A 22,588-nucleotide genomic window follows, 5' to 3' on the forward strand; every position below is an offset into this window, starting at 1 on the left:
GATGAACTTTGAACTAACGAAAGAGCAAGCAATGATTCGAGACATGGTACGTGATTTTGCTGAAAATGAAATTAAACCGTATGCTCGTGAGGTTGACGAGACATCGACGATGAGAATAGAGAGCTTTGAAAAGATGGCAGAGCTAGGCTTATTAGGTATTCCGTTTCCTGAAGAGTATGGCGGTTCAGGCGGAGATACTGTTTCTTACGCACTTGCTGTTGAAGAAATCGGTCGTGCGTGTGGCGGCACAGGATTAAGCTATGCAGCAGCAGTTAGCCTAGGTGCTTCGCCTATTTATAATTTCGGTACAGAGGAGCAAAAGCAGGAATGGCTTGTTCCGTTAGCGAAGGGAGAAACATTAGGTTCGTTTGGTCTAACAGAGCCCAATGCAGGTTCAGATGCTGGTGGGACACGTACAACAGCCGTAATTGATGGTGATGATTACATCATTAATGGTGAAAAATGCTGGATCACAAATGCTGGCCATGCACGTCAAATTATTGTGACTGCAGTGACAGGTAAACGTGAAGATGGTAAAAAAATTATCTCAGCTATCATTGTGCCAACTAATACTCCTGGCGTAACGATCAACTGCAATTACGACAAAATGGGCGTACGTGGTTCCAATACATGTGAGATTATTTTGCAAAATGTTCGTGTACCAAGGGCTAATCTTTTAGGGGATGAAAAACGCGGATTTAGCCAATTTTTAAATACTTTAGACGGAGGGCGTATTTCCATTGCTGCATTATCTGTAGGAATTGCACAGGCAGCTTATGAGAAATCATTAAAATACGCAAAAGAACGTGAACAATTTGGTGCACCCATTTCAAAACTACAGGCAATACAATTTAAATTGGCCGATATGGCAATGGAGATAGAGCTTGCACGTACGTTAGTACATAAGGCGGCATGGCTTAAAGATCAAAAGAAACCGTTCGGTAAGGAAGCGGCAATGGCAAAATTATTTGCTTCTGAAATGGGCTTCCGGACTTGTAATCAAGCCATTCAAATTCATGGCGGTTCAGGTTATATGAAAGAATACGACGTAGAGCGTCATCTGCGTGACATTAAGTTAATGGAAATCGGTGAGGGAACGTCTGAAATTCAACGTCTCGTTATTTCTCGTTTAATTGGCTGTTAATTTCTTAAATAGCATAAAAGGAGGATTTTCATGGCAGAACTTGTGTATCAAACTATTGGTCAATTGCTAGACGAACAATCGGAAAAATATCCACAGCGGGAAGCATTAGTGTATGCAGACAGGAATTTACGAATGACCTACGAGGAGCTCAATCGGCAAAGTCGTTTAGTAGCTAGAGGGTTAATGGCTCTTGGAATAGAGAAGGGCGAGCATATTGCAGTATGGACGACCAATGTCCCGGAATGGGTACAGCTGCAATTTGGTACAGGTAAAATGGGTGCTCCGATCGTCACTGTCAACACGAATTATCGCTCAAGTGAGTTGGAATATTTATTGAAGCAATCCGATGCAAAAACGATTATTTTAATTGAAAATTATCGAGACCATTCTTTTATGAATACACTGCAAGAGTTATGTCCAGAGCTTGAACATTGTGAACCGGGTAATTTGCAATCAAAGCGACTGCCTTTATTGAAAAATGTTATTTTAATTGGCGAGACAAAATACCCCGGAGTGCTAAACTGGTCTGATGTGTTATCGGCTGCAAAGCAAATAACAGAGGAGCAATTAGATCAAAGGCAGCAAGAGCTTCATTATGATGATGTTATTAATGTTCAATATACTTCGGGAACAACAGGTTTTCCGAAAGGTGTTATGTTAACGCATTATAACTTAGTTAATAATGCGATTAATATTGCAGAATGTATGGGTTTAACATACGAAGATCGCTTATGCATCCCTGTTCCATTCTTCCATTGCTTTGGCTGTGTAATTGGCACATTAGCAATTACGACTAGTGGCGGGACGATGGTACCAGTGCAGGAATTTTCACCTACTGAAGTGCTACAAACAGTTGAAAAAGAGAAATGTACAGCGTTACATGGTGTACCAACGATGTTCATTAGCGAACTTAATTTACCGAATTTTTCGTCTTTCGATCTATCAACGTTACGCACTGGAGTAATGGCAGGCTCTAATTGTCCTATTGAGGTGATGAAAGCCGTGATCGACAAAATGGGAATGAAGGATGTTACGATCTGTTACGGACAAACAGAATCCTCGCCTGTTATTACACAAACGAGAGCAGATGACCCGCTATTGTTAAAGGTAGAAACCGTTGGCCGTGCATTGCCGAATCTGGAAGTTAGAATCGTCGTTCCTGGTACAGACGAAGAAGCTGCGCCAAATGAGCAAGGGGAGCTATGTACGAGAGGCTACCACGTCATGAAAGGCTACTATAAAAACCAAGAAGAAACGCTTCTTGCAATTGATGGGGCTGGTTGGCTGCATACCGGGGATTTTGCAACGATGGATGAGGCGGGCTATGTACGTGTAACAGGGCGTTTAAAAGATATGATTATTCGCGGCGGTGAAAATATATCTCCTCGAGAAATTGAAGAATTCCTTTACACACACCCGAAAATTGCAGATGTACAGGTTGCAGGTGTTCCTGATCCTGTTTATGGAGAGGAAGCGGCAGCTTGGATCATTTTGCGTGAAGAAGAGCAGGCAACAGAGGAAGAAATTCGAGATTATTGTCGGGATAAAATCTCTAGACATAAAATACCACGACATATTTTCTTTATCGACGACTATCCGATGACTGCATCAGGAAAAGTTCAAAAGTATAGATTACGAGAGAGTTTTGTTCCAGCAGTGAAGTAAGAAGGGGGCCGGTGTTATGTTCAAAAAGGTTTTAATTGCAAATCGTGGAGAGATAGCAAGACGCGTTATTAGAACATGCAAACGACTAAATGTCCTAACAGTTGCGGTGTATTCCGAGGCAGACGCTGAAAGCTTACATGTTAAGGAAGCGGATGAGGCGTTCTGTATCGGAAAACCACCTGTTGCACAAAGTTATTTAAATATTGATCGTATTCTTGAAGTAGCGAAGGAAAGCGGTGCTGAAGCTGTTCATCCAGGCTATGGCTTATTATCAGAAAACGCTGAGTTTGCTAAACGTTGTACAGAGGCGGGCTTAGTTTTTATTGGGCCAAGCGCGGACGTGATTGCTTCGATGGGGAGTAAATTAGAAGCCCGAAAAACAATGAAGGCAGCAGGTGTACCAATTGTTGAAGGCGTAGAGACACCGGTGAAAGATGTAACAGAAGCTATTGAAATTGCTGCCCGTCTAGGCTATCCGATTATGTTAAAAGCTTCTGCTGGCGGCGGGGGTATCGGAATGCAGCTCGTAGAAAATGCAGAAGAATTGGCAAAAGCCTTTGAAGGAAATCAAAAGCGTGCACAGTCATTCTTTGGTGATGGCACGATGTATATGGAACGATTTATTGCTAATCCTCATCACGTCGAGGTACAAATTATTGCGGATCATGATGGCAATGTCGTACCACTATTTGAACGGGAGTGCTCGATTCAACGTAGAAATCAAAAAGTAGTTGAGGAAGCACCATCTCCTTTCATTTCTGAAGCAACAAGAAAAAGTATGTTAGATGCTTCAGTCAAGGCAGTTCAGCATATTGGATATGTGAATGCTGGAACGATTGAGTATTTAGTAGATGCGGAGCAAAACTTTTATTTTTTAGAGATGAATACACGCTTACAAGTGGAACATCCGGTGACTGAGGAAATTACGAAACTGGATCTTGTAGAGGAGCAATTAAAGATTGCGGCAAAACAACCATTAGCATTTACGCGCGATAGTATTCAAAGAAAAGGGCATGCGATTGAAGTACGCATCTACGCCGAAAATCCTTCGACCTTTTTCCCTTCTCCAGGCACAATCACGGCTTTTGAATTACCAACAGGTGAAGGTATTCGCCATGAATGTGGCGTAGAGGCTGGCACTTCGGTAACACCTTTTTACGATCCGATGATTAGCAAATTAGTAGTGTGGGGAGAAACACGAGCAATTGCGTGTGAACGACTTATCGAGGCGCTTAAAGCGTATAAAGTAGAAGGAATTCAAACAAATATTCCAATGCTACTGAAAACAGTCACACATGAACAATTTTTAAAGGGCTATACAACAACTAAATTTGTAGAAGAATATTATCTACCGCAATTAGCAGAGACAAAATAAATTAAAGCATTCGCACTTAAATATTAGTGCGAATGCGCTAGACGTACATTCATACATTTGGAGGGATTTACAATGGCAACAGTTAAAGCGAGCATGGCAGGAACAGTATGGAAAATCGTTGTAGCAGAGGGCGAGAAAGTGACAGCAGGACAAGATGTGGCAATTTTAGAGTCGATGAAAATGGAGATTCCTATTGCAGCAGAAGAAGATGGCGTGGTCACAAAAATCATTGCGAACGAAGGGGATTTCATTAACGTTGATGATGATATTTTAGAAATCGAATAAGGAGGTTTCTTTATGCAGCTACCAAAGCATGTCACGTTAAAGGAAGTGGGTCCTCGTGACGGTTTGCAAAATGAGAAAACGCATCTTGCAACTGCCGATAAAGTACAGTTAGTGAATTTACTTAGTCAAACTGGATTGAATTATATCGAGGTAACTTCTTTTGTGCATCCGAAGTGGATTCCACAGCTGGCTGATGCAGTGGAGGTGCTTCAAGCCATTAAACGCCAAAAAGATATCACGTATGCGGCACTAGTACCGAACATGCGTGGATTAGAACGTGCATTGCAGGCTGAAGTAGATGAAGTGAGCGTGTTTATGTCGGCAAGTGAAAGCCATAATCAAAGTAATATTAATAAATCGATTAATGAAACATTTCCGATATTACAGGAAGTTGTGGTAGGGGCAAAGGCAGCGCATAAAAATGTACGAGGCTATATCTCAACGGTAATTGGGTGCCCGTATGAAGGCTACATACAACCAGAAAAGGTTTTACGAGTAACAGAAAAATTATTAGAAATGGGTGTCGATGAAATTTCGCTGGGTGACACGATTGGTGTTGGTGTACCGACACAGGTGGAAAGTCTTTTAGAAGAATTGCTAAAAAGATACCCTGCGGAAAATTTCACGATGCATTTTCATGATACACGTGGCACAGCACTAGCGAATATTGTTCAATCTTTAAAAATGGGAATTACGAAGTTTGATAGTGCGCTTGGTGGACTTGGTGGCTGTCCGTATGCCAAAGGAGCATCAGGTAATGTAGCTACGGAAGATTTACTGTATTTATTAGATGAAATGGGTATTAAAACGGGTGTAGAGCTGAATAAAGTGCTAGAGGCTGCGCTATTTATTGAACAGAAACTAGGGAAAGCAGTTGCCTCTAAACAAATGGCGATTGCCCGTAATGAAAGGAGTGCGAGTCAATTATGACGCAACTCGTTCGTTTTGAATTATTAGATGGTTGCATTGGGCTTATTACACTTTCAAGACCTGAAGCTGCGAATGCAATGTCAGTACAACTTCTCCAAGAACTTAGCACGACTCTCGACAACATAAACGGTGACCCGGCCGTGCGAGTTGTCTTACTAACAGGAGCAGGGGAAAAAGCTTTTTGCGCAGGAGCAGATTTAAAAGAGCGTAAAGGGATGCCAGACCGACAAGTAAAGCAGATTGTGCAATTAATCGGGGCGACGGTAGCAAAGGTAGAAGCACTCGCTCAACCAGTTATCGCCGTACTAAATGGTGTTGCTTTTGGTGGCGGACTCGAACTAGCGTTAGCCTGTGATTTACGTCTTGCAGCTGCACATGCAAAGATTGGCCTTACGGAAACATCTCTCGGCATCATCCCAGGGGCAGGAGGCACGCAACGACTTCCACGACTAATTGGCATTGGAAAAGCGAAGGAATTAATTTATACAGCACGTCGATTAAATGCAGAGGAAGCGAGAAGCTACGGTATTGTGGAGTATGTTCATGAGGGGCATGAAGTACTTGAAAAGGCGCAGCAGCTTGCACTCGAAATGGCAAAGAATGCTCCACTTTCTTTAGTTCAGGCGAAAATCGCCATGAATCAAGGGGTTGAAGTAGATTTAGCTACGGGTTTAAAAATCGAATCACTTGCATATAATGCTCTGATTCCTACTGAAGATCGATTAGAGGGCTTACTCGCTTTCCAAGAAAAGCGAACACCGCAATACTTAGGGAAGTAAAGACTCTGATGAAGGATTTTGAATGGTTTTAAAGTAGGATTTTAAAAACAATAAAATCTATGCTCATCATCAAAAAGTTGTGGATATATTTTTTAAAAGTATGCCACATGTATAAGTTGATTGGAGTGGAGGCTGGCGACTCCTTGGGGATCAACGTCACAGATGAGACCCTGGAGCGAGCCCCGCGAGTGAAGCGGCTCATCGGACGCCCCCAGGAAGCTCTGCTCTGCGCGAAAGCGAAGCGTCAGCGGCAAAGCGTCCAGCCGTAACGGAAATCAACCCCACGCTAGGGTGATGAACCGATTATTGTAATGTAAGGAAGAAGTTATACGAAGTGCTATCGCAATTATGTTAAGGCGTAACCGAATGGGCAAAAGGAGGAATTAAATATGAGCAATGTACCGACAGAAAATACGACTAAAACAATGAAGGAACAAATTTTAGCAGGTGGTCTACCAAAATATCACGATAAAAATGCGCAGCAAGGAAAACTATTTGTACGTGAACGACTCGAATTATTATTAGATGATGGGCTGCAATCAGAGGATGGCTTGTACGCAAACTGCTTAGCTGGTGACTTACCGGCAGATGGCGTTGTAACAGGAATCGGTAAAATCCATGGCCGTACTGTTTGTGTATTAGCAAACGATTCGACGATTAAAGCTGGCTCTTGGGGTAAACGTACAGTAGAAAAAATGATTCGTATTCAAGAAACAGCCGAAAAGCTAAATTGCCCATTACTGTATCTAGTCGATTCGGCAGGTGCACGTATTACTGACCAATTAGAAATGTTTCCTGGTCGAAGAGGAGCAGGACGCATTTTCTATAATCAGGTAAAGCTTTCAGGTAAAATCCCTCAAATATGTTTACTGTTTGGACCTTCTGCAGCAGGAGGTGCCTATATCCCTGCATTCTGCGATATTGTGGTCATGGTAGAGGGCAATGCATCGATGTATTTAGGATCCCCGCGTATGGCGGAAATGGTTATTGGTGAGAAGGTAGATTTGGAAACGATGGGTGGAGCGAAAATGCACTGTTCTGTTTCCGGTTGCGGAGATGTACTTGCTAAAAGCGAGCAGGAAGCAATTGCCTATGCTCGTAAATATTTGAGCTACTTCCCGAATAATTATGCAGAGCGCGGTAAGGTAGAGGCTCCAAAGCCACCAGCTTCATTTGATAAATCGATTGAAGAGCTAATACCAAAAAATCAAAACGTTCCTTTTGATATGTATAAACTAATTGAACGTATTATTGATGAAGATTCGTTTTGTGAAGTGAAAAAATTATTCGCTCCAGAATTAATTACTGGATTAGGGCGCATTAATGGGCAATCCGTTGGAATTATCGCCAATCAACCGCGCGTAAAGGGTGGCGTTTTGTTCCATGATTCAGCTGATAAAGCAGCAAAGTTCATTTCTCTTTGTGATGCTTTCAATATTCCGCTTCTTTTCCTTGCAGATGTACCAGGCTTTATGATTGGTACGCAAGTTGAAAAAGCTGGGATTATACGCCATGGTGCGAAAATGATTTTTGCCATGAGTGAGGCGACTGTCCCTAAATTAACGGTCATTGTTCGTAAGGCATATGGTGCAGGGCTGTATGCAATGGCAGGTCCGGCTTTTGAGCCAGACTGCTGTATTGCGCTTTCCAACGCACAAATTGCTGTAATGGGCCCGGAGGCAGCGGTCAACGCAGTATATGCAAATAAAATTGCTGAACTTCCAAAAGAGGAGCAAGCGAGCTTTATTGCAGAGAAACGCAAGGAATATCAAGAGGAAATCGATGTTTATCGTCTAGCTTCAGAGCTAATCATTGACGATGTTATTGAGCCAAATGATTTAAGAAAAGCACTTGAATCACGTTTAGAGCTGTATATGTCGAAGTACTTATTATTCTCAGAACGTAAGCACGGAGTAAATCCAGTATAAAGTCTGAAAGAATGCTGTCTCAGTTAAATTGAGGCAGCTTTTTTTGTTCATCTGAGGGGGTATTTTGTTAAAATTTGTTTATTTGTCTTTCTAATTGAACCTGGACAAACGTATAGTATAGAGGGAAAAAGTACTCCTAATATGCTAGTATGCTTTAAAACGCTTTACCCATCTTATTATTACCACTTGCTTGGGGAAGTGGAGCATATTAAAATGATGAGAGGATATAGGGAAGTAGGTGGTATAGGCATGACAAAAAATAATATACAGGGTAGTGCCAAGCTACCATTACCTTATCGTTCATTGATAGATACATATTATTTACCAATCAAGGTAACAGGTTGGATATTTTTTTGTATTTATTCCGTTATAGCTTTTTATAAACTGGTCATTGATCGTCTTGTGAATGTAATCATTATTTTATTAAATGGCGAATATTCCCTAAATGAATTAGGGCTGTTTGATTATAGTGACTGGCGTTTAACCACAAATTTTATTCCCTTTGATACAATTCTTCGCTATATAAATTACTCTCAGTATTTTAATTTGGATATCATTATTATTAATTTACTAGGCAATTTATTAATATTTACCCCAATGGGCTTTTTACTTCCGTTATTATCAAAAAAGTTTCGTAAAGCTCGGACAGTTATTTGGGCAGGCTTTTTCTCTAGTCTAGCGGTAGAAACTATCCAGTTTATTTTTACAGTTGGGTCGGCAGATATTGATGATTTAATTTTAAATACACTCGGAGCATGGCTTGGTTACTTAGCCTATAAAAGTATACTTATTAAACCTAAAAAAGATAGATAGAAACAAACAGTCCTTGCTGAGGGACTGTTTTTTTAGTGGTGAATTAACACCATTTATAAAGTGGTAACAGTAATAATTTTTATTGAAATTATATATTACAGTAATAAATGAACGAAAAAACGAATTTGATGATAGGTCTTTGTGCTTGTTTTATCGAAAAGGGATTATTCCTTTAGGAGCTTAGTATTAATTTGTTCTTGAATTTGGTAAAGAAAATTCCGATAATTAGTGTACAGAAACTATTAGAGAAGAGATTATCATATCTATTATTTAACTTGCATATTAAATAAGAAAGCCGAGGTGAATTTATATGAAACTATCAAGTTTAATAGAACAAGAAAGAATTACATCACAGTATAATCGTAAAAAGATTTTACAGCGAAAACAAGCGGGTGATGCATATCGAAAAAACTCACTGTATTTTCAGCCAAAGAAAAATCCGTTATTGCTTGAGCTAGAAAATTTACTTTTAGGGCATACAGATCAAGAACTCTATGAGCAACAAAAAGAGGAATCCAACGAAATTACGCCTCAACAGCAAGCAATCATTCAAGATTTGCAACAAACGAAAAAGAATGTGCTCGCTCATGAGCAAACGCAAAAGCCTGAAGCTCTTGAAAATTCACAGCTAGAGCATGTAGATGAGGAGACGTTACAAATTTTAGATCAGGTGAGGAATACAGCGCTAGCACCCGCGCAGCCATCACCACAAGATTTACGTGTAGCGGCAAGTGCAAATGCTCAAATACAACAAATGCAAGCACAATTAAATGGCCAAGAGCTAGATGAAAGTGATCTAGATGAGCCTACTTTTGTACGTGAAGTAATTGAAGTTAAAGTACCAGAACGTTTTTCGAAGGAATTGAAATTGGATCCATTTGCAGATACAATTTTCGGTAAGAGTTATGCAGAGGCATATAAGGCGCGAACATTTAAATACGCTTCTGAAAAATATGCTACTCATATACAAATGGCGAAAGATGGCTATCCACCAGGAAGTGACTCTATGTTCTCCATGATAGCCTAATGCTGCAGATGGGAGTTTTTTAACATGGCTAAGGCAAAGCATGCAAAAACGAATGCTATAAGATTGTTGGAGCAACAAAAAATACAGTTCGAAGTAATTGAATATGAGACTGGTGACGGCCAAGTTGACGGAATTTCGGTTGCTGAAAAAATTGGTCACCCAGTTTCTCGCGTTTTCAAAACATTAGTAGCAAAGGCAAGTGCACAAAAGCTTTTTGTATTTGTTATCCCTGTAGCAGATGAGCTTGATTTAAAAGCTGCTGCAAAGGTTGTAGGCGAGAAGAAAATCGACATGCTCCCTGTCAAGGAGTTGCTCAGCTATACAGGCTATGTACGAGGCGGATGCTCTCCAATCGGGATGAAAAAGCTTTATCCAACTGTCATCGACGCGTCGGCTCAAGAGCAAGGAAGTATTATTGTAAGTGCCGGGAAAATCGGCATGCAAATCCATGTACAACTAGATGATTTAGTCGCTGCAACAAAGGCAAAGCTCGCACCAATTATCACTACCCAAGAATGATATGCTGGGTAGTTTTTTTATTTAAGTTGTCAGGAAGTAAGAGTAGGATTTTTGTAGAAAATAGGGTGCTGTTAGAGCAATATCATACATAGAGAGAAGGATATGAAATGAGGAAAATTACGGGGTGGCGTTGGACGTTTTTTATTGGTGGCTTAATAGTGATGTCGCTTGGAATTACAATGTCCATTAAAGGGAAAATCGTAGGAACGAGCCCTTGGGATGTGTTGCATGTGGGTTTATTTCAGAATTTGGGTTTATCAATTGGTACATGGTCTATTTTAACAGGGCTTTTAATTGTTATTTCAACTTCAATTGTTTTAAGAGAATGGCCAAAAATCGGGACATGGCTCAATATGCTACTTATCGGATCTTTTATAGATGTTTTTAATTGGCTATTGCCGTCAACAAATATTTATGGCATACAGATAACTTATTTTGTGGTAGGTTTATTTGTTTTAAGTTTTGGCTGTGGTATGTATATTGCTCCGAATATGGGGGCAGGTCCTCGGGATACATTAATGATGATTCTTGTTGAAAAATTTGGAGGAACGATTAAAACAGCACGAATGGGTATCGAGGTGCTTGTAACAATTCTTGGCTGGTTACTCGGAGGTCCTGTTGGCGTTGGCACTGTGATGATTGCTTTAACATCAGGCTATATTGTGCAATATTCGTTACCTTATTGTCGAAAGGTATTGATGAAGTGTATTGGTAATATAGAGGGCATGAAGCCATTCTATTAAATAAGAAGCTACTTTTATTTGTAAAAAATAAAAGTAGCTCTTCATTTTTTTTAAGGTTCCTTCATATAATGCAAGGCATAAGATAAAGGGGGATCGAAATTGAACGGAAATGTGACCTACTATTATGGACACGCACTGACTGGGCAAGGAATTAAACATTTATATAAAGAAATGATGGATGAGGCTGAATTAGTTTATATTTTGCAGGGTGCACCGACGTTTAAAGGATCAGAGCTTCTTAAAGAGCTTGGGTATTTTTATGTGAAGCAAGGCTTTGCAGTGGAGTGGTTCAAGCATGCTTTGCTGGAGGATATTGTTGAGGCAGTGTATGTTCAAGGATGTAATCGACTATTTGTATGGTCATCGGGGTGGGGGATTGAACCGGTTTTCCTTGGAACAAAGCATCGGGTGATGTCATTTTATGATTGCTTAGAAGAAATTCAGCTTGAAAGGGTCGGCGAACAGCTCGCTGATGCAATGACGGAACGAGAGTCATGGTGTGAGAAGTGTATTTCGAAGCTTAATAATGCTATAAAGATCCATGATGATTGGGAAGTAGTCACTCAGAGTTGTATGAACTGGCAGGCGTTGAATGATCAGGTTGAAAATTTAAAGACAGATGTTTTCCAATCAATCGTCTTAAACAAAACAGGAATGCGCACCCATCGCTTACTCGGAACATTAACACCGAGAGGCGCCGAAAATACAGTAGATAGCATAACAAAAAATGTATCTAAAAGATTGATGATCAAAGGGAAGCCAGGTACAGGTAAATCTTCTTTAATGAAAGGTTTAGCAGACGAAGCAAATGCAAGAGGACTTGATGCACAAATTATTTGGTGTGGCTTGGATTCAAACTCGGTTGACATGGTTATTATCCCGGAATTGAATTTCTGTATTTTTGATAGTACAGAGCCTCATATCTTTGACCCACAGGACGGAAGACTAGGGGATGAAATTTTCGATATAGGGAAACATTGCGCAATTTCACAGGAAGCAGAAGTTCGAATTGAAGATATTCGGGCAAAGTATAAAGAGGCGATGCAGGATGCAATGGGTTATTCGAAGCGTTACGCAGAAGCGGAGTATACTGTCCGTCGATTATTAGATAATTGTATATCATCATCCCTTTGGCGAGAAAAAACTGCCCCACTATTCGAAAGATTAACAAAGTAATTTTTCTAATAGTATGCTTGTGCTACACTAGGAACTAGAATAGTGTTCCTAGGAAAGGATGATACGCTTGTCAAAAGTATTGAATGCATTTTTAGATGAAAACCTAAAAGCCTTACACGATCAAGGCTTATACAATGAAATTGATCCAGTAGAGGGAGCAAACGGACCAATTATTCAGGTACGTAGCAAAAATCTAATTAATCTATCATCAAACAACTATCTTGGCTTAGCAACGAATGCAGAGTTAAAGCGTATTGCTAAAGAAACAATTGAGACATACGGTGTAGGGGCTGGAGCAGTTCGTACAATTAATGGCACACTTGATTTACATGTAAAATTAGAGGAAAAGCTTGCTGAATTTAAAGGTACAGAAGCAGCGATCTCTTACCAATCAGGTTTTAACTGTAATATGGCAGCTATTTCAGCTGTTATGGATAAAAATGATGCGATTCTTTCAGACCAATTAAACCATGCATCGATTATTGATGGCTGTCGTTTATCACGTGCGAAAATCATTGCCTTTAATCACTCAGATATGGACGATTTACGTGCGAAGGCAAAGGAAGCAAAAGAATCAGGCTTATACAATAAAGTCATGGTCATTACTGATGGTGTATTCTCAATGGACGGTGATATTGCAAAATTACCAGAAATCGTTGAGATTGCGAAAGAGTTTGAGTTAATAACATACGTCGATGATGCACACGGATCAGGCGTAACAGGTAAAGGAAAGGGTACTGTGAAGCATTTCGGTTTAGAAAAAGAAATTGACTTCCAAATTGGTACACTTTCTAAAGCAATTGGTGTTGTTGGTGGATATGTAGCAGGTAAGAAAAATTTAATTGACTGGCTAAAAGTACGTTCTCGTCCATTTTTATTCTCAACAGCATTACCACCAGGTGATGTAGCAGCAATTACAGCAGCAGTACAAATGCTGATTGACTCAACAGAGCTTCACGATAAGTTGTGGAAAAATGGCGATTATTTAAAAGCGGGTCTTGCTAAGCTAGGCTTTAATATCGGTGCATCTGAAACACCAATTACACCATGTATTATTGGTGATGAAAAGCTTACGCAGGAATTTTCACGTCGCCTATTTGAAGAGGGCGTCTACGCTAAATCAATCGTTTTCCCAACGGTTCCAAAAGGCACAGGACGTGTTCGTAACATGCCTACAGCGGCACATACAAAAGAAATGCTGGACGACGCTCTAGCAATCTATGAAAAAGTCGGTCGTGAGCTAGGCGTTATTCAATAAGAAATGGGGCTGCCTCAATTGTGAGGTAGCCCTTTTTTAGATTCAGACGGATAGAAAGGTCGAAGTGATGGATAGAAGATGGAGCGACGGATAGAAGAGGCGAAGTGACGGATAGAAGGACCAAAGTGACGGAAAGCGCCCTCCAAAGTGACAGGTAGAAGACAGAGCGACGGAAAGAACCATCGAAGTGACGGATAGAAGGGCCAAAGTGACGGAAAGAACCATCGAAGTGACGGATAGAGGGCCAAAGTGACGGAAAGCACCGGCGAAGTGATCGAAAGAATGGTCAAAGCGACGGATAGAATCGTCAAAGTCGTGGATAAAGCAGCCGAAATCGTGGATAGAATCGTCAAAGTCGTGGATAGAACAGCCAAAATCATGGATAGCCCCTACAGAGTGATGGAAAGAAGAGTCAAAACGACGGATAGAAACGTCAGAGCGACGGATAGAAAGGCCGAAGTGACGGAAAGAAGAGCCAAAACGACGGATAGAAACGTCAGAGCGACGGAAAGCACCCCCGAAGTGACGGATACAAGACAGAGCGACGGATAGAAAGGTCGAAGTGACGGAAAGAAGAGCCAAAGCGACGGAAAGAAACGTCAAAGCGACGGAAAGCACCCTCGAAGTGACGGATACAAGACAGAGCGACGGATAGAAAGGCCGAAGCGACGGAAAGAAGAGTCAAAACGACGGATAGTAACGTCAGAGCGACGGAAAGCACCCTCGAAGTGACGGATACAAGACAGAGCGACGGATAGAAAGGTCGAAGTGACGGAAAGAAGAGCCAAAGCGACGGAAAGAAACGTCAAAGCGACGGAAAGCACCCCCGAAGTGACGGATACAAGACAGAGCGACGGATAGAAAGGCCGAAGTGACGGAAAGAAGAGCCAAAGTGACGGAAAGAAACGTCAAAGCGACGGAAAGCTACCCTGAAGAGACGGATAGAAGACAGAGCGACGGAAAGAACCGTCAAAGTCGTGGATAGAACAGCCAAAATCATGGATAGCCCCGACAGAGTGATGGAAAGAAGAGCCAAAGCGACGGAAAGAAACGTCAAAGCGACGGAAAGCACCCTCGAAGTGACGGATATAAGACAGAGTGACGGATAGAAAGGCCGAAGTGACGGAAAGAAGAGCCAAAGCGACGGAAAGAAACGTCAAAGCGACGGAAAGCACCCCCGAAGTGACGGATACAAGACAGAGCGACGGATAGAAAGGCCGAAGTGACGGAAAGAAGAGCCAAAGTGACGGAAAGAAACGTCAAAGCGACGGAAAGCTACCCTGAAGAGACGGATAGAAGACAGAGCGACGGAAAGAACCGTCAAAGTCGTGGATAGAACAGCCAAAATCGTGGATAGCCCCGCCAAAGTCGTGGATAGAACAGCCAAAATCATGGAAAGCCCCGACAGAGTGATGGAAAGAAGAGCCAAAGTGACGGAAAGAACCCTCGAAGAGACGGATAGAAACGACAAAGCGACGGAAAGAACCCCCTGAAGAGACGGATAGAAACGTCAAAGAGACGGAAAGCCGCCCCGAAATGCCGGATAAAACCCTCGAAGAGACGGATCGCCACCTCGAAATGCAGGACCGCTTTATTTTGAGTGAATGACTTACGCTGCTTTTAGCGTTCATCAGTATTAAATTTATTTACTATCGACTCCATCTTTTTTCACCAATGTGATATCGCGAAGTCCTTTTATAGATGTTGCCCCCGCTAATGCGATTGAAACTTTTAATTCATCATATAAATTCGTCATTACTTTTTCGACTCCTTGCTGTCCTGCTAAAGCAAGTCCGTAGACGAAGGGGCGACCGATGGCAACTGCATCTGCTCCTAAAGCGAGTGCTTTAAGAGCATCCATACCACGATATACACCGCTATCTAAAATAACAGGAATTTGCCCATTTACAGCTTTCACAATGCCAGGAAGTGCATCAAGTGAACCAATTACGCCATCCAATTGGCGGCCACCATGGTTGGATACGATAATTCCGTCAATGCCGTTTTCTATAGCTAGTTTTGCGTCTTCAGGATGTAAGATTCCCTTTAACAAAATAGGGAGATTCGAACGGCGCTTTAATTCACGTACATTGTCCCAATTTAATGTTGGATGGAATATATTTTGCAACACGCCTTGTACATATGACTCAAATGAATCATCTGGTAAGGAAGCAGTAAAAATAGGGTCATTCATATAGTTTCCTCGTGCATACCCAAGCTTTAATGGTGAAAATTGATTGCGAACATCTTCTTCACGCCAGCCAAGCATGACTGTATCTACAGTTAAAACGATAGCCTCAAAACCGGCAGCCTCGGCTCGAGCGGCCATACTATAGGCAATTTCCTCATTTGTTGACCAATATAATTGAAACCATTTAGTAGCAGTGGGAGCTGTTTGTGCCACATCCTCGAGTGCGTAGCTTGAAACTGTGCTTTGAATATAAGGGATTTTTAATTGATCAGCTGCACGTGCTACGGCTAGCTCTCCTTCGTCATGCGCCATTCTGTTCATGCCAACAGGAGCAAATAAGAACGGAGTTGGGTGTACTTTTCCGAACAGTTCAATTGATGTATCAATACTTGAAACATCCTGTAAAAAGCGTGGAATAATAGAGTATTTTTCAAAGGCTGTACGGTTATTCCTTAATGTTTGCTCACCGCCAGCGCCTGAACGGATGTAACCAAACGGACCAGCTTCCATTTTTTCTGCAACTGCCTTTTCTAAATCTGCAAAGCAAATAGGAAAGGGGGCTTGTGCATTAATATTTTTTAATAGTAGATCGCTATGTGTTGTCTTTGTCATCATAATCCTCCTACTAATCTTTTTTTAACTTCGCAGCAAAGCGGTTACCTATTGATTGAATAATCTGAACAAGAATGATTAAGATAAACACTGTCGCATACATTACATCGACCTCATAGCGTAAATGACCGTAACGGTATGCGAGATCACCTAGACCACCAGCACCAACCATTCCTGCCATTGCTGTTGCTCCTATAAGACCGATTGTGGCAATCGTTAAACCTAAAATAATGGATGGGCGCGCCTCTCGTAATAAGACATTCCAAATAATATGACGACGTTTAATACCCATTGCTGTATAAGCTTCCACAACACCCGGATCAACTTCTAAAAGTGCAGTTTCCATAAGTCGCGCAATATAAGGCGTTGTATAAACAACAAGCGGTACAATAACACCTTTTACACCAATAGTTGTGCCGACGATTAGCTTCGTAAACGGTAAAATGAAGAATAGTAAAATAATGAACGGTACAGAGCGGATAATATTAATAAATAAATTGAAAAATTGATAGAGAAATTTATTTTCAAACGATTGTCCTGGGCGAGTTAAAACAATTAAAAGCCCTAATGGGATCCCTATTAAAATAGAGAAAAATAATGAAATCCCGACCATTTGGAAGGTTTCGATAATGGATTTCCCAATAACATCTGACCAATCTGCAAAGAAGCTTTGAATGCTATTCATTTAATTCGCCTCCTAATTCCTCAACGCTTACTCCGTTTTCTGTAAAATACTTAAGTGCTTTTTCTACGATATGTGCTTCACCGTGTAGATGCACGACAATATTACCGACAATGCCGTTTTTTAATTCAATGATATTGGCGGTTAAAATATTCGGTTGAACATCATAAACTTTACTCACTTCTGCTAGTAATGGTTTCCCTGTACTTTCACCAAGGAATGTTAAACGAATAACACTTCCTGAAACATTTAATTGCTCGATAAGGGAAGGGGATAAATTACGTTGAGAAATGGTATTTAAAAACTTTCGTGTCGTTGGATGCTGAGGCTTTGAAAATAGGTCTATAGCAGAGCCGTATTCCACAACCGCCCCTGATTCAAGAACAGATACATCGTCGCAAATTTTTTGAATAACATTCATTTCATGTGTAATGAGTAAAATAGTGATGCCTAGCTCGCGATTAATTTTCAAGAGAAGCTCAAGAATGGCGTCAGTTGTTTCGGGGTCGAGTGCACTTGTCGCTTCATCACTGAGCAAAATCTCAGGCTCTTGGGCAAGGGCACGTGCAATAGCGACACGTTGCTTTTGACCACCTGAAAGCTGGCTAGGATAGCTATCTAATTTCTCTGTTAGGCCAACAATTTCTGCATATTTTGCAACGCGTTTTTTCACTTCGGAGTCGTTATAGCCTAGAAGCTTTAATGGTACCGAGATATTGTTGTAAACAGTCGCTGTTTTTAAAAGGTTAAAATGCTGGAATATCATCCCGATTTTTTGACGAGTTTTGCGAAGGTCGTTTAGAGAAAGGGAAGTAATATCTACATGATCGATTAATACCTTTCCTGTTGTTGGACGTTCTAATAAATTGACACAGCGAATAAGAGTACTTTTTCCTGCACCACTGTAGCCAATAACCCCATGAATTTCACCTTTTTTGACATGCAAGTTAATACCATCTACTGCTTTGACGATACCATTTTTAGTTTTAAATTCTTTTGTTATATTTTCTAGTTGAATCATACGGTGATATCTCCTTTCTTAGTCCTTCTATAAATCAAGAATCTGCTAGCTTTCCTGTAGGAGTCCCGCAGATTCTTGATTTTATGAATGGTCCTTAATCGTCACTTACCAGCTTGGAATTACAGAGCCTTGGAATTCTTTTTCAATAAAATTGCGTACCTCATCAGATTGATAAGCTTCAACAAATTTTTTGATCGTTGGGTCATCTTTGTTTTCGGCACGTACTACAATGTAATTCACATATGGAGAGTCCGTAGATTCTAAAAGAATGGAGTCTTTTTTAGGATTAATGCCAGCATCAAGAGCGAAGTTTGTATTAATAGCTGCTACATCTACTTCACTAAGCTGTTTTGGAATTTGTGCAGCCTCTAATTCAATGAATTTCAAATTCTTTTTGTTTTCTTCCACATCGCGAATAGATGCTGTTAAGTCTGCACCGTCTTTTAATTTAATATAGCCCGCCTCTTGAAGGACAAATAGAGCACGAGCCCCGTTTGTTGGATCATTTGGTAATCCGAACGTTGCACCATCAGGAACGTCATCAAATGATTTATATTTCTCAGAGTATATGCCTAGAGGATTTAAAATTGTTTTTCCAACTGGCACTAAATCTGTATTGTGATCTTTGTTAAATGTCTCGAGGAATGGCTTGTGTTGATAACTGTTTACATCAAGATCGCCCTCTGCTAACGATGTATTTGGTAAAACATAATCAGAGAAAGATTTTACTTCTACCTCTAAGCCATTTTCTTTGGCAACTTTTGCTACAACCTCAGCAATTTGTTCGTGTGGACCAGAAGTTACACCTACTACAATCTTATTTTCATTAATAGCCTTACTTTGACTATCCTTACTATTTTCTTTAGTACCACAGCCTACTAATGCTGCTACTAATGTGAGACTTGCTAAACCTAATAAAATTTTATTTTTCTTTTTCATGAAACATACCTCCAAAGTTTTTTTATCGGTTTTTGAAAATAAAAAAAACTCTCTTAAAAAAATTAAGAGAGGCTCATAAAAAAGTGTCCTCTCTTATCTTTCAAACGATGATCGTTTGCAGGATTTAGCACCTTCCTTAAAAAAGGAGGTTGCCGAGCTTCATAGGGCCAGTCCCTCAGCTACTCTTGATAAGAGATTTATAATATTTTTTTGTAAATCCGATAGAACTAATATAAATTATAGGATATAGTAAGTCAATTGAATTTTTAAAATTTTTTATTTTGTTATAATATTTAGTTGCGAAAGAATCCGCAAGAAAGAGACAAAACCGTTCCCATAGCAAGTTTGAGCTAATGGAACATTTTTTCGGGTAGAGTCTACTTCATGAGTTAAATAAGTTTAATTTTTCAATTCTACTGATCGCTTCACGTAAGCGGTCTTCGCTAACAAGTAAGCCAACCCGCACATAGCCTTCACCATATTGACCGAAGCCATTGCCTGCAGCTACTGCGATATCAGCTTTGTCGAGCAATAAATCGGCAAATTGTTCACTCGTAAAACCTAATGGAACAGGGAGCCATGCAAAGAAAGAGCCTCTCGGTGCTGTTACTTGCCAACCAATTCGCTGAGCTTCTTCGATCAGGACGTTTCGTCGACGCTCATAAGTCGCACTTAGTTTATCCGCGCAACTCTGGGAAGCAGTAAGTGCAACTGCCGCGGCTTGTTGCACGGCAGGGAATTGACTACAAAATAGATGATCTTGAATAAGGTTAATGGCTGCAACAATATCAGGGTTACCAACTGCAAAACCAATGCGCCAGCCTGCCATATTATACGTTTTGGATAATGTATACATTTCGATACCGGCATCTTTTGCACTGTCAGCTTGCAGGAAGCTGATAGGTTTATTGCCGTCAAATCCAATCGCCCCGTAGGCAAAATCATGTGCTACGATAATATTGTGCTCTTTTGCAAAGCGTACTGTTTCCTCGAAAAATTCAAGTGTTGCAGTACCGCCAGTTGGGTTATTCGGGTAATTCAAGTAAAGCATCTTCGCCTTTTCTTTTACTGCATCGGATAAAGCATTATAATCAGGCAGAAAATTATTTTCTGCAAAAAGAGGCATAACTTCAAAATTAACATCGCCTAATACGACACCTGATAAGTAATCTGGATATCCAGGATCGGGTAATAGCATAGTATCACCAGGGTTTAAAACGGCTAACGGTAACTCAACAAGACCAATTTTCGTACCACCGAGAATAGCTACTTCTGTGTCAGGATCAATGTCAACATTGTATTCGCGTTTGTAGAAACTTGCAGCTGCTTGGCGTAATTCTGCTATGCCATGAAATGGAGAGTATTTATGATTTTGAGGATTTTCTGCCGCCTCCTGCAATGCTTTAATAATATGTGGAGGAGTGGGTTGATCTGGATTACCTTGACCAAGATTAATAACATCACGCCCTTCAGCAAGAGCAGCGTTTACTTTTTGCACAAGTGCTGCAAAAAATTGAGTTGGAAGTAGCTGTAGTTTTTTTGAGAATTCCATGCATGTCCACCTTTTTCAGAATATAATAATTATTAAAGATATGATGCACATAATATTACTTTTTTTAGTAATTGTCTAGAGCCCAATAGTATATGAGGTGAGGAAAATTGAATAAAGTCTCGTATTTTATCGTCAATGCTTTTACTACAGAACTTTATAAGGGAAATCCCGCAGCAGTCTGTTTACTTGATTCACCAATACCTGAGTCGACCATGCAGAAAATTGCTCAGGAGATACCCGTACCAACAACAGCTTTTGTCCAAAAGAAGGATCATGATTTTTTTCTTAGATGGTTTACGCCAGCAAAGGAAATACCGATTTGTGGACATGGAACAATCGCTAGCGCTTTTTTACTTTGGAAACAAGGAATTGTACCCGTCAATTCTTCGCTTACATTCCAGACTGTAAGCGGTCCTTTACAAGCAAATTGGTTGAATGAACTAGTTGAAATAACAATTAAGAAGTACCAGTTAGAAGAGATTGAATGTCCTTTGGAGCTTGAGGAATGGCTTGGTGTGAAACCAACATATGTAGGGAAAACAGAATTGGATTATATAGTGGAGCTAAGTCACGAAGAGTATATTGCAGACTTTAAAGCTGATTTTCGTGCGATGAAACAGTTCCCGGTACGTGGTGTTTGTATTACAAGCCGTTCTAAAGATGAGGGGATTGATATTGTCTCAAGATTCTTTTCTCCAGCACAAGGCATTGATGAGGATCATGTAAATGGTTCCACTCATGGTGCGCTAGGACCTTACTGGTGTGAAAAATTATCAAAAGAAAGTATCGTTAGCAAACAGCTTTCAAAACGTGGTGGATTATTGTACGTTACACCAAAAATAAAAGATGTGGCAATTGCGGGTTCGGCTGTTCAAGTATTGAGTGGTGAAATATTAATCTAAATATTTGAGCTTAAACCATGGAAGTAAGGTTGATTTATTGTAGTATAAATACAGAACAGTACTGTCTAGAGGAGGAATAGCAATGAAAATTGGTTGTATCCAATTAAACGTAGGTTTTGGCAAAGTAGAAGAAAATTTTGCTCGCGCTGAGGACAAGATTCGTGAAGCGGCAAAAAAAGGTGCAGAAATTATTGTACTACCAGAAATGTGGAATTCAGGCTATGCTCTTGAAAAATTATCAGAGCTTGCAGATGTGGATGGAGATCGTTCGAAAGCATTTTTATCAAACCTAGCGAAAGAGCTTGGCGTACATATTGTTGGTGGCTCTGTTTCAACGAAGAAGGGCGATAAATTTTACAACACGATGTATACGTTTGATAAAAATGGTGAGTTAGTAGGTGAATATAACAAGGCACATCTTTTCCGTTTGATGGACGAGCATTTATATTTAGAAGCTGGGGATGAGATGAATCGCTATGCACTTGGAGAAATCGAGGCTGCAGGCGTGATTTGCTACGATATTCGCTTCCCAGAATGGCTACGTGCTCACGCCTTAGAAGGTGCAAAGGTCTTGTTCGTACCGGCGCAATGGCCGACACCGCGTATCGATCATTGGAAAACATTGTTGCAAGCACGTGCCATTGAAAATCAATGCTTTGTGATCGCTGTTAATCGCATTTCTAGAAAGGTAGAAAACTTCAATGGTCAATCAATGATTATTCAACCATGGGGCGAAGTGCTGTGGGTTGGTGCAGAGGACGAAGAAGTAGCTGTCATCGACGTGGACTTTTCAATTGTCGACGAAGTACGAGGCCGAATTCCTGTTTATGACGACCGCAGACCAGGATTATATAACGGAGTTGTTACCGAAAACTAAAATCTGCTAGCACGCTCAAGGAGCAAAGCGATGTTGAGCGTGCTAGGCATGGTGAACATCGCTGATAAAGTAGCGAACATCGCTGATAAAGTAGCGAACATCGCTGATAAAGTAGCGAACATCGCTGATAAAGTAGCGAACATCGCTGATAAAGTAGCGAACATCGCTGA

General features: G+C 40.7%; 22 protein-coding genes and 1 riboswitch. Of the genes, 16 read left to right on the forward strand and 6 right to left on the reverse strand.

Translation table 11 applies throughout. The annotated features are described in order from the left end of the window. The first annotated feature begins 1 nt into the window (after position 1). The 14 genes from ACQKOG_RS22075 to ACQKOG_RS22140 all read left to right on the forward strand — a co-directional run bounded on the left by ACQKOG_RS22075 (position 2) and on the right by ACQKOG_RS22140 (position 14,194). On the forward strand, positions 2 to 1,144 hold the full coding sequence (locus tag ACQKOG_RS22075) for an acyl-CoA dehydrogenase (RefSeq protein WP_370082471.1): 1,143 nt from the start codon (positions 2 to 4) through the stop codon (positions 1,142 to 1,144). 30 nt (positions 1,145 to 1,174) lie between these two features. Continuing rightward, positions 1,175 to 2,809: an AMP-binding protein gene (locus ACQKOG_RS22080; protein ID WP_427448267.1), complete on the forward strand. Its 1,635-nt coding sequence runs from the start codon at positions 1,175 to 1,177 to the stop codon at positions 2,807 to 2,809. 16 nt (positions 2,810 to 2,825) lie between these two features. Then, positions 2,826 to 4,184 (forward strand): acetyl-CoA carboxylase biotin carboxylase subunit, encoded by a 1,359-nt coding sequence (locus tag ACQKOG_RS22085; protein WP_370082468.1) that lies wholly within the window; start codon positions 2,826 to 2,828, stop codon positions 4,182 to 4,184. A gap of 72 nt (positions 4,185 to 4,256) precedes the next feature. Next, positions 4,257 to 4,469 (forward strand): acetyl-CoA carboxylase biotin carboxyl carrier protein subunit, encoded by a 213-nt coding sequence (locus ACQKOG_RS22090; protein ID WP_031418413.1) that lies wholly within the window; start codon positions 4,257 to 4,259, stop codon positions 4,467 to 4,469. Between the two features lie 12 nt (positions 4,470 to 4,481). Next, positions 4,482 to 5,399, forward strand: a complete 918-nt coding sequence (locus tag ACQKOG_RS22095) for a hydroxymethylglutaryl-CoA lyase (protein ID WP_427448269.1) — start codon at positions 4,482 to 4,484, stop codon at positions 5,397 to 5,399. Beyond that, complete coding sequence (locus tag ACQKOG_RS22100; RefSeq protein WP_370082464.1) at positions 5,396 to 6,178, forward strand: enoyl-CoA hydratase; 783 nt, start codon at positions 5,396 to 5,398, stop codon at positions 6,176 to 6,178. The genes ACQKOG_RS22095 and ACQKOG_RS22100 overlap by 4 nt, the downstream gene beginning before the upstream one ends. Before the next feature lie 389 nt (positions 6,179 to 6,567). Then, entirely contained in the window at positions 6,568 to 8,106 is a 1,539-nt protein-coding gene (locus ACQKOG_RS22105) for an acyl-CoA carboxylase subunit beta (protein WP_370082462.1), read from the forward strand. Between the two features lie 249 nt (positions 8,107 to 8,355). Continuing rightward, on the forward strand, positions 8,356 to 8,919 hold the full coding sequence (locus ACQKOG_RS22110) for a VanZ family protein (RefSeq protein ID WP_370082460.1): 564 nt from the start codon (positions 8,356 to 8,358) through the stop codon (positions 8,917 to 8,919). A 310-nt stretch (positions 8,920 to 9,229) separates the two neighbouring features. After that, the gene (locus ACQKOG_RS22115) at positions 9,230 to 9,946 is read left to right on the forward strand and encodes a hypothetical protein (protein WP_427448270.1); all 717 of its coding nucleotides are present in this window, start codon (positions 9,230 to 9,232) and stop codon (positions 9,944 to 9,946) included. A 24-nt stretch (positions 9,947 to 9,970) separates the two neighbouring features. Next, entirely contained in the window at positions 9,971 to 10,465 is a 495-nt protein-coding gene (gene ybaK, locus ACQKOG_RS22120; RefSeq protein ID WP_370082455.1) for a Cys-tRNA(Pro) deacylase, read from the forward strand. Positions 10,466 to 10,572: 107 nt separating this feature from the next. Continuing rightward, a complete protein-coding gene (locus ACQKOG_RS22125) occupies positions 10,573 to 11,208 on the forward strand; it encodes a YczE/YyaS/YitT family protein (protein WP_370082453.1) in 636 nt (211 codons plus the stop codon). 99 nt (positions 11,209 to 11,307) lie between these two features. Further along, positions 11,308 to 12,384, forward strand: a complete 1,077-nt coding sequence (locus ACQKOG_RS22130) for a nucleotide kinase (protein WP_370082451.1) — start codon at positions 11,308 to 11,310, stop codon at positions 12,382 to 12,384. A gap of 58 nt (positions 12,385 to 12,442) precedes the next feature. Then, positions 12,443 to 13,642, forward strand: coding sequence for a glycine C-acetyltransferase (locus ACQKOG_RS22135; protein WP_427448271.1), 1,200 nt, complete (start codon positions 12,443 to 12,445; stop codon positions 13,640 to 13,642). Positions 13,643 to 13,891: 249 nt separating this feature from the next. Then, positions 13,892 to 14,194, forward strand: a complete 303-nt coding sequence (locus tag ACQKOG_RS22140; RefSeq protein WP_427448272.1) for a hypothetical protein — start codon at positions 13,892 to 13,894, stop codon at positions 14,192 to 14,194. 707 nt (positions 14,195 to 14,901) lie between these two features. Here the strand turns inward: ACQKOG_RS22140 and ACQKOG_RS22145 are convergent. From ACQKOG_RS22145 to ACQKOG_RS22170, 6 genes are all read right to left on the reverse strand, one after another. Then, on the reverse strand, positions 14,902 to 15,156 hold the full coding sequence (locus ACQKOG_RS22145) for a hypothetical protein (RefSeq protein WP_427448273.1): 255 nt from the start codon (positions 15,154 to 15,156) through the stop codon (positions 14,902 to 14,904). A gap of 128 nt (positions 15,157 to 15,284) precedes the next feature. Beyond that, the gene (locus tag ACQKOG_RS22150; protein WP_427448274.1) at positions 15,285 to 16,445 is read right to left on the reverse strand and encodes an alpha-hydroxy acid oxidase; all 1,161 of its coding nucleotides are present in this window, start codon (positions 16,443 to 16,445) and stop codon (positions 15,285 to 15,287) included. Between the two features lie 13 nt (positions 16,446 to 16,458). Then, positions 16,459 to 17,130: a methionine ABC transporter permease gene (locus ACQKOG_RS22155; protein ID WP_370083709.1), complete on the reverse strand. Its 672-nt coding sequence runs from the start codon at positions 17,128 to 17,130 to the stop codon at positions 16,459 to 16,461. Then, positions 17,123 to 18,148, reverse strand: a complete 1,026-nt coding sequence (locus tag ACQKOG_RS22160; protein WP_370083707.1) for a methionine ABC transporter ATP-binding protein — start codon at positions 18,146 to 18,148, stop codon at positions 17,123 to 17,125. Before ACQKOG_RS22160 ends, ACQKOG_RS22155 begins: the two co-directional genes overlap by 8 nt. A 105-nt stretch (positions 18,149 to 18,253) precedes the next feature. Then, positions 18,254 to 19,087 carry a MetQ/NlpA family ABC transporter substrate-binding protein gene (locus tag ACQKOG_RS22165; RefSeq protein ID WP_370083705.1) on the reverse strand — a complete coding sequence of 278 codons (834 nt, stop codon included), beginning with the start codon at positions 19,085 to 19,087 and terminating at the stop codon, positions 18,254 to 18,256. A 90-nt stretch (positions 19,088 to 19,177) separates the two neighbouring features. Further along, positions 19,178 to 19,282, reverse strand: a riboswitch (SAM riboswitch). A 187-nt stretch (positions 19,283 to 19,469) separates the two neighbouring features. After that, on the reverse strand, positions 19,470 to 20,639 hold the full coding sequence (locus tag ACQKOG_RS22170) for a pyridoxal phosphate-dependent aminotransferase (RefSeq protein WP_427448275.1): 1,170 nt from the start codon (positions 20,637 to 20,639) through the stop codon (positions 19,470 to 19,472). 107 nt (positions 20,640 to 20,746) lie between these two features. On the opposite strand from ACQKOG_RS22170, the gene ACQKOG_RS22175 reads away from it, so the two are divergent. Together ACQKOG_RS22175 and ACQKOG_RS22180 are read left to right on the forward strand one after the other, a co-directional pair. Then, complete coding sequence (locus ACQKOG_RS22175; RefSeq protein WP_370083701.1) at positions 20,747 to 21,541, forward strand: PhzF family phenazine biosynthesis protein; 795 nt, start codon at positions 20,747 to 20,749, stop codon at positions 21,539 to 21,541. Between the two features lie 82 nt (positions 21,542 to 21,623). Beyond that, positions 21,624 to 22,418 carry a carbon-nitrogen family hydrolase gene (locus tag ACQKOG_RS22180; RefSeq protein ID WP_370083699.1) on the forward strand — a complete coding sequence of 265 codons (795 nt, stop codon included), beginning with the start codon at positions 21,624 to 21,626 and terminating at the stop codon, positions 22,416 to 22,418. Positions 22,419 to 22,588: the final 170 nt, after the last annotated feature.

The sequence above is a fragment of the Lysinibacillus sp. NPDC093216 genome, from assembly GCF_050280325.1.
In the GTDB taxonomy this organism is placed as follows: domain Bacteria; phylum Bacillota; class Bacilli; order Bacillales_A; family Planococcaceae; genus Lysinibacillus.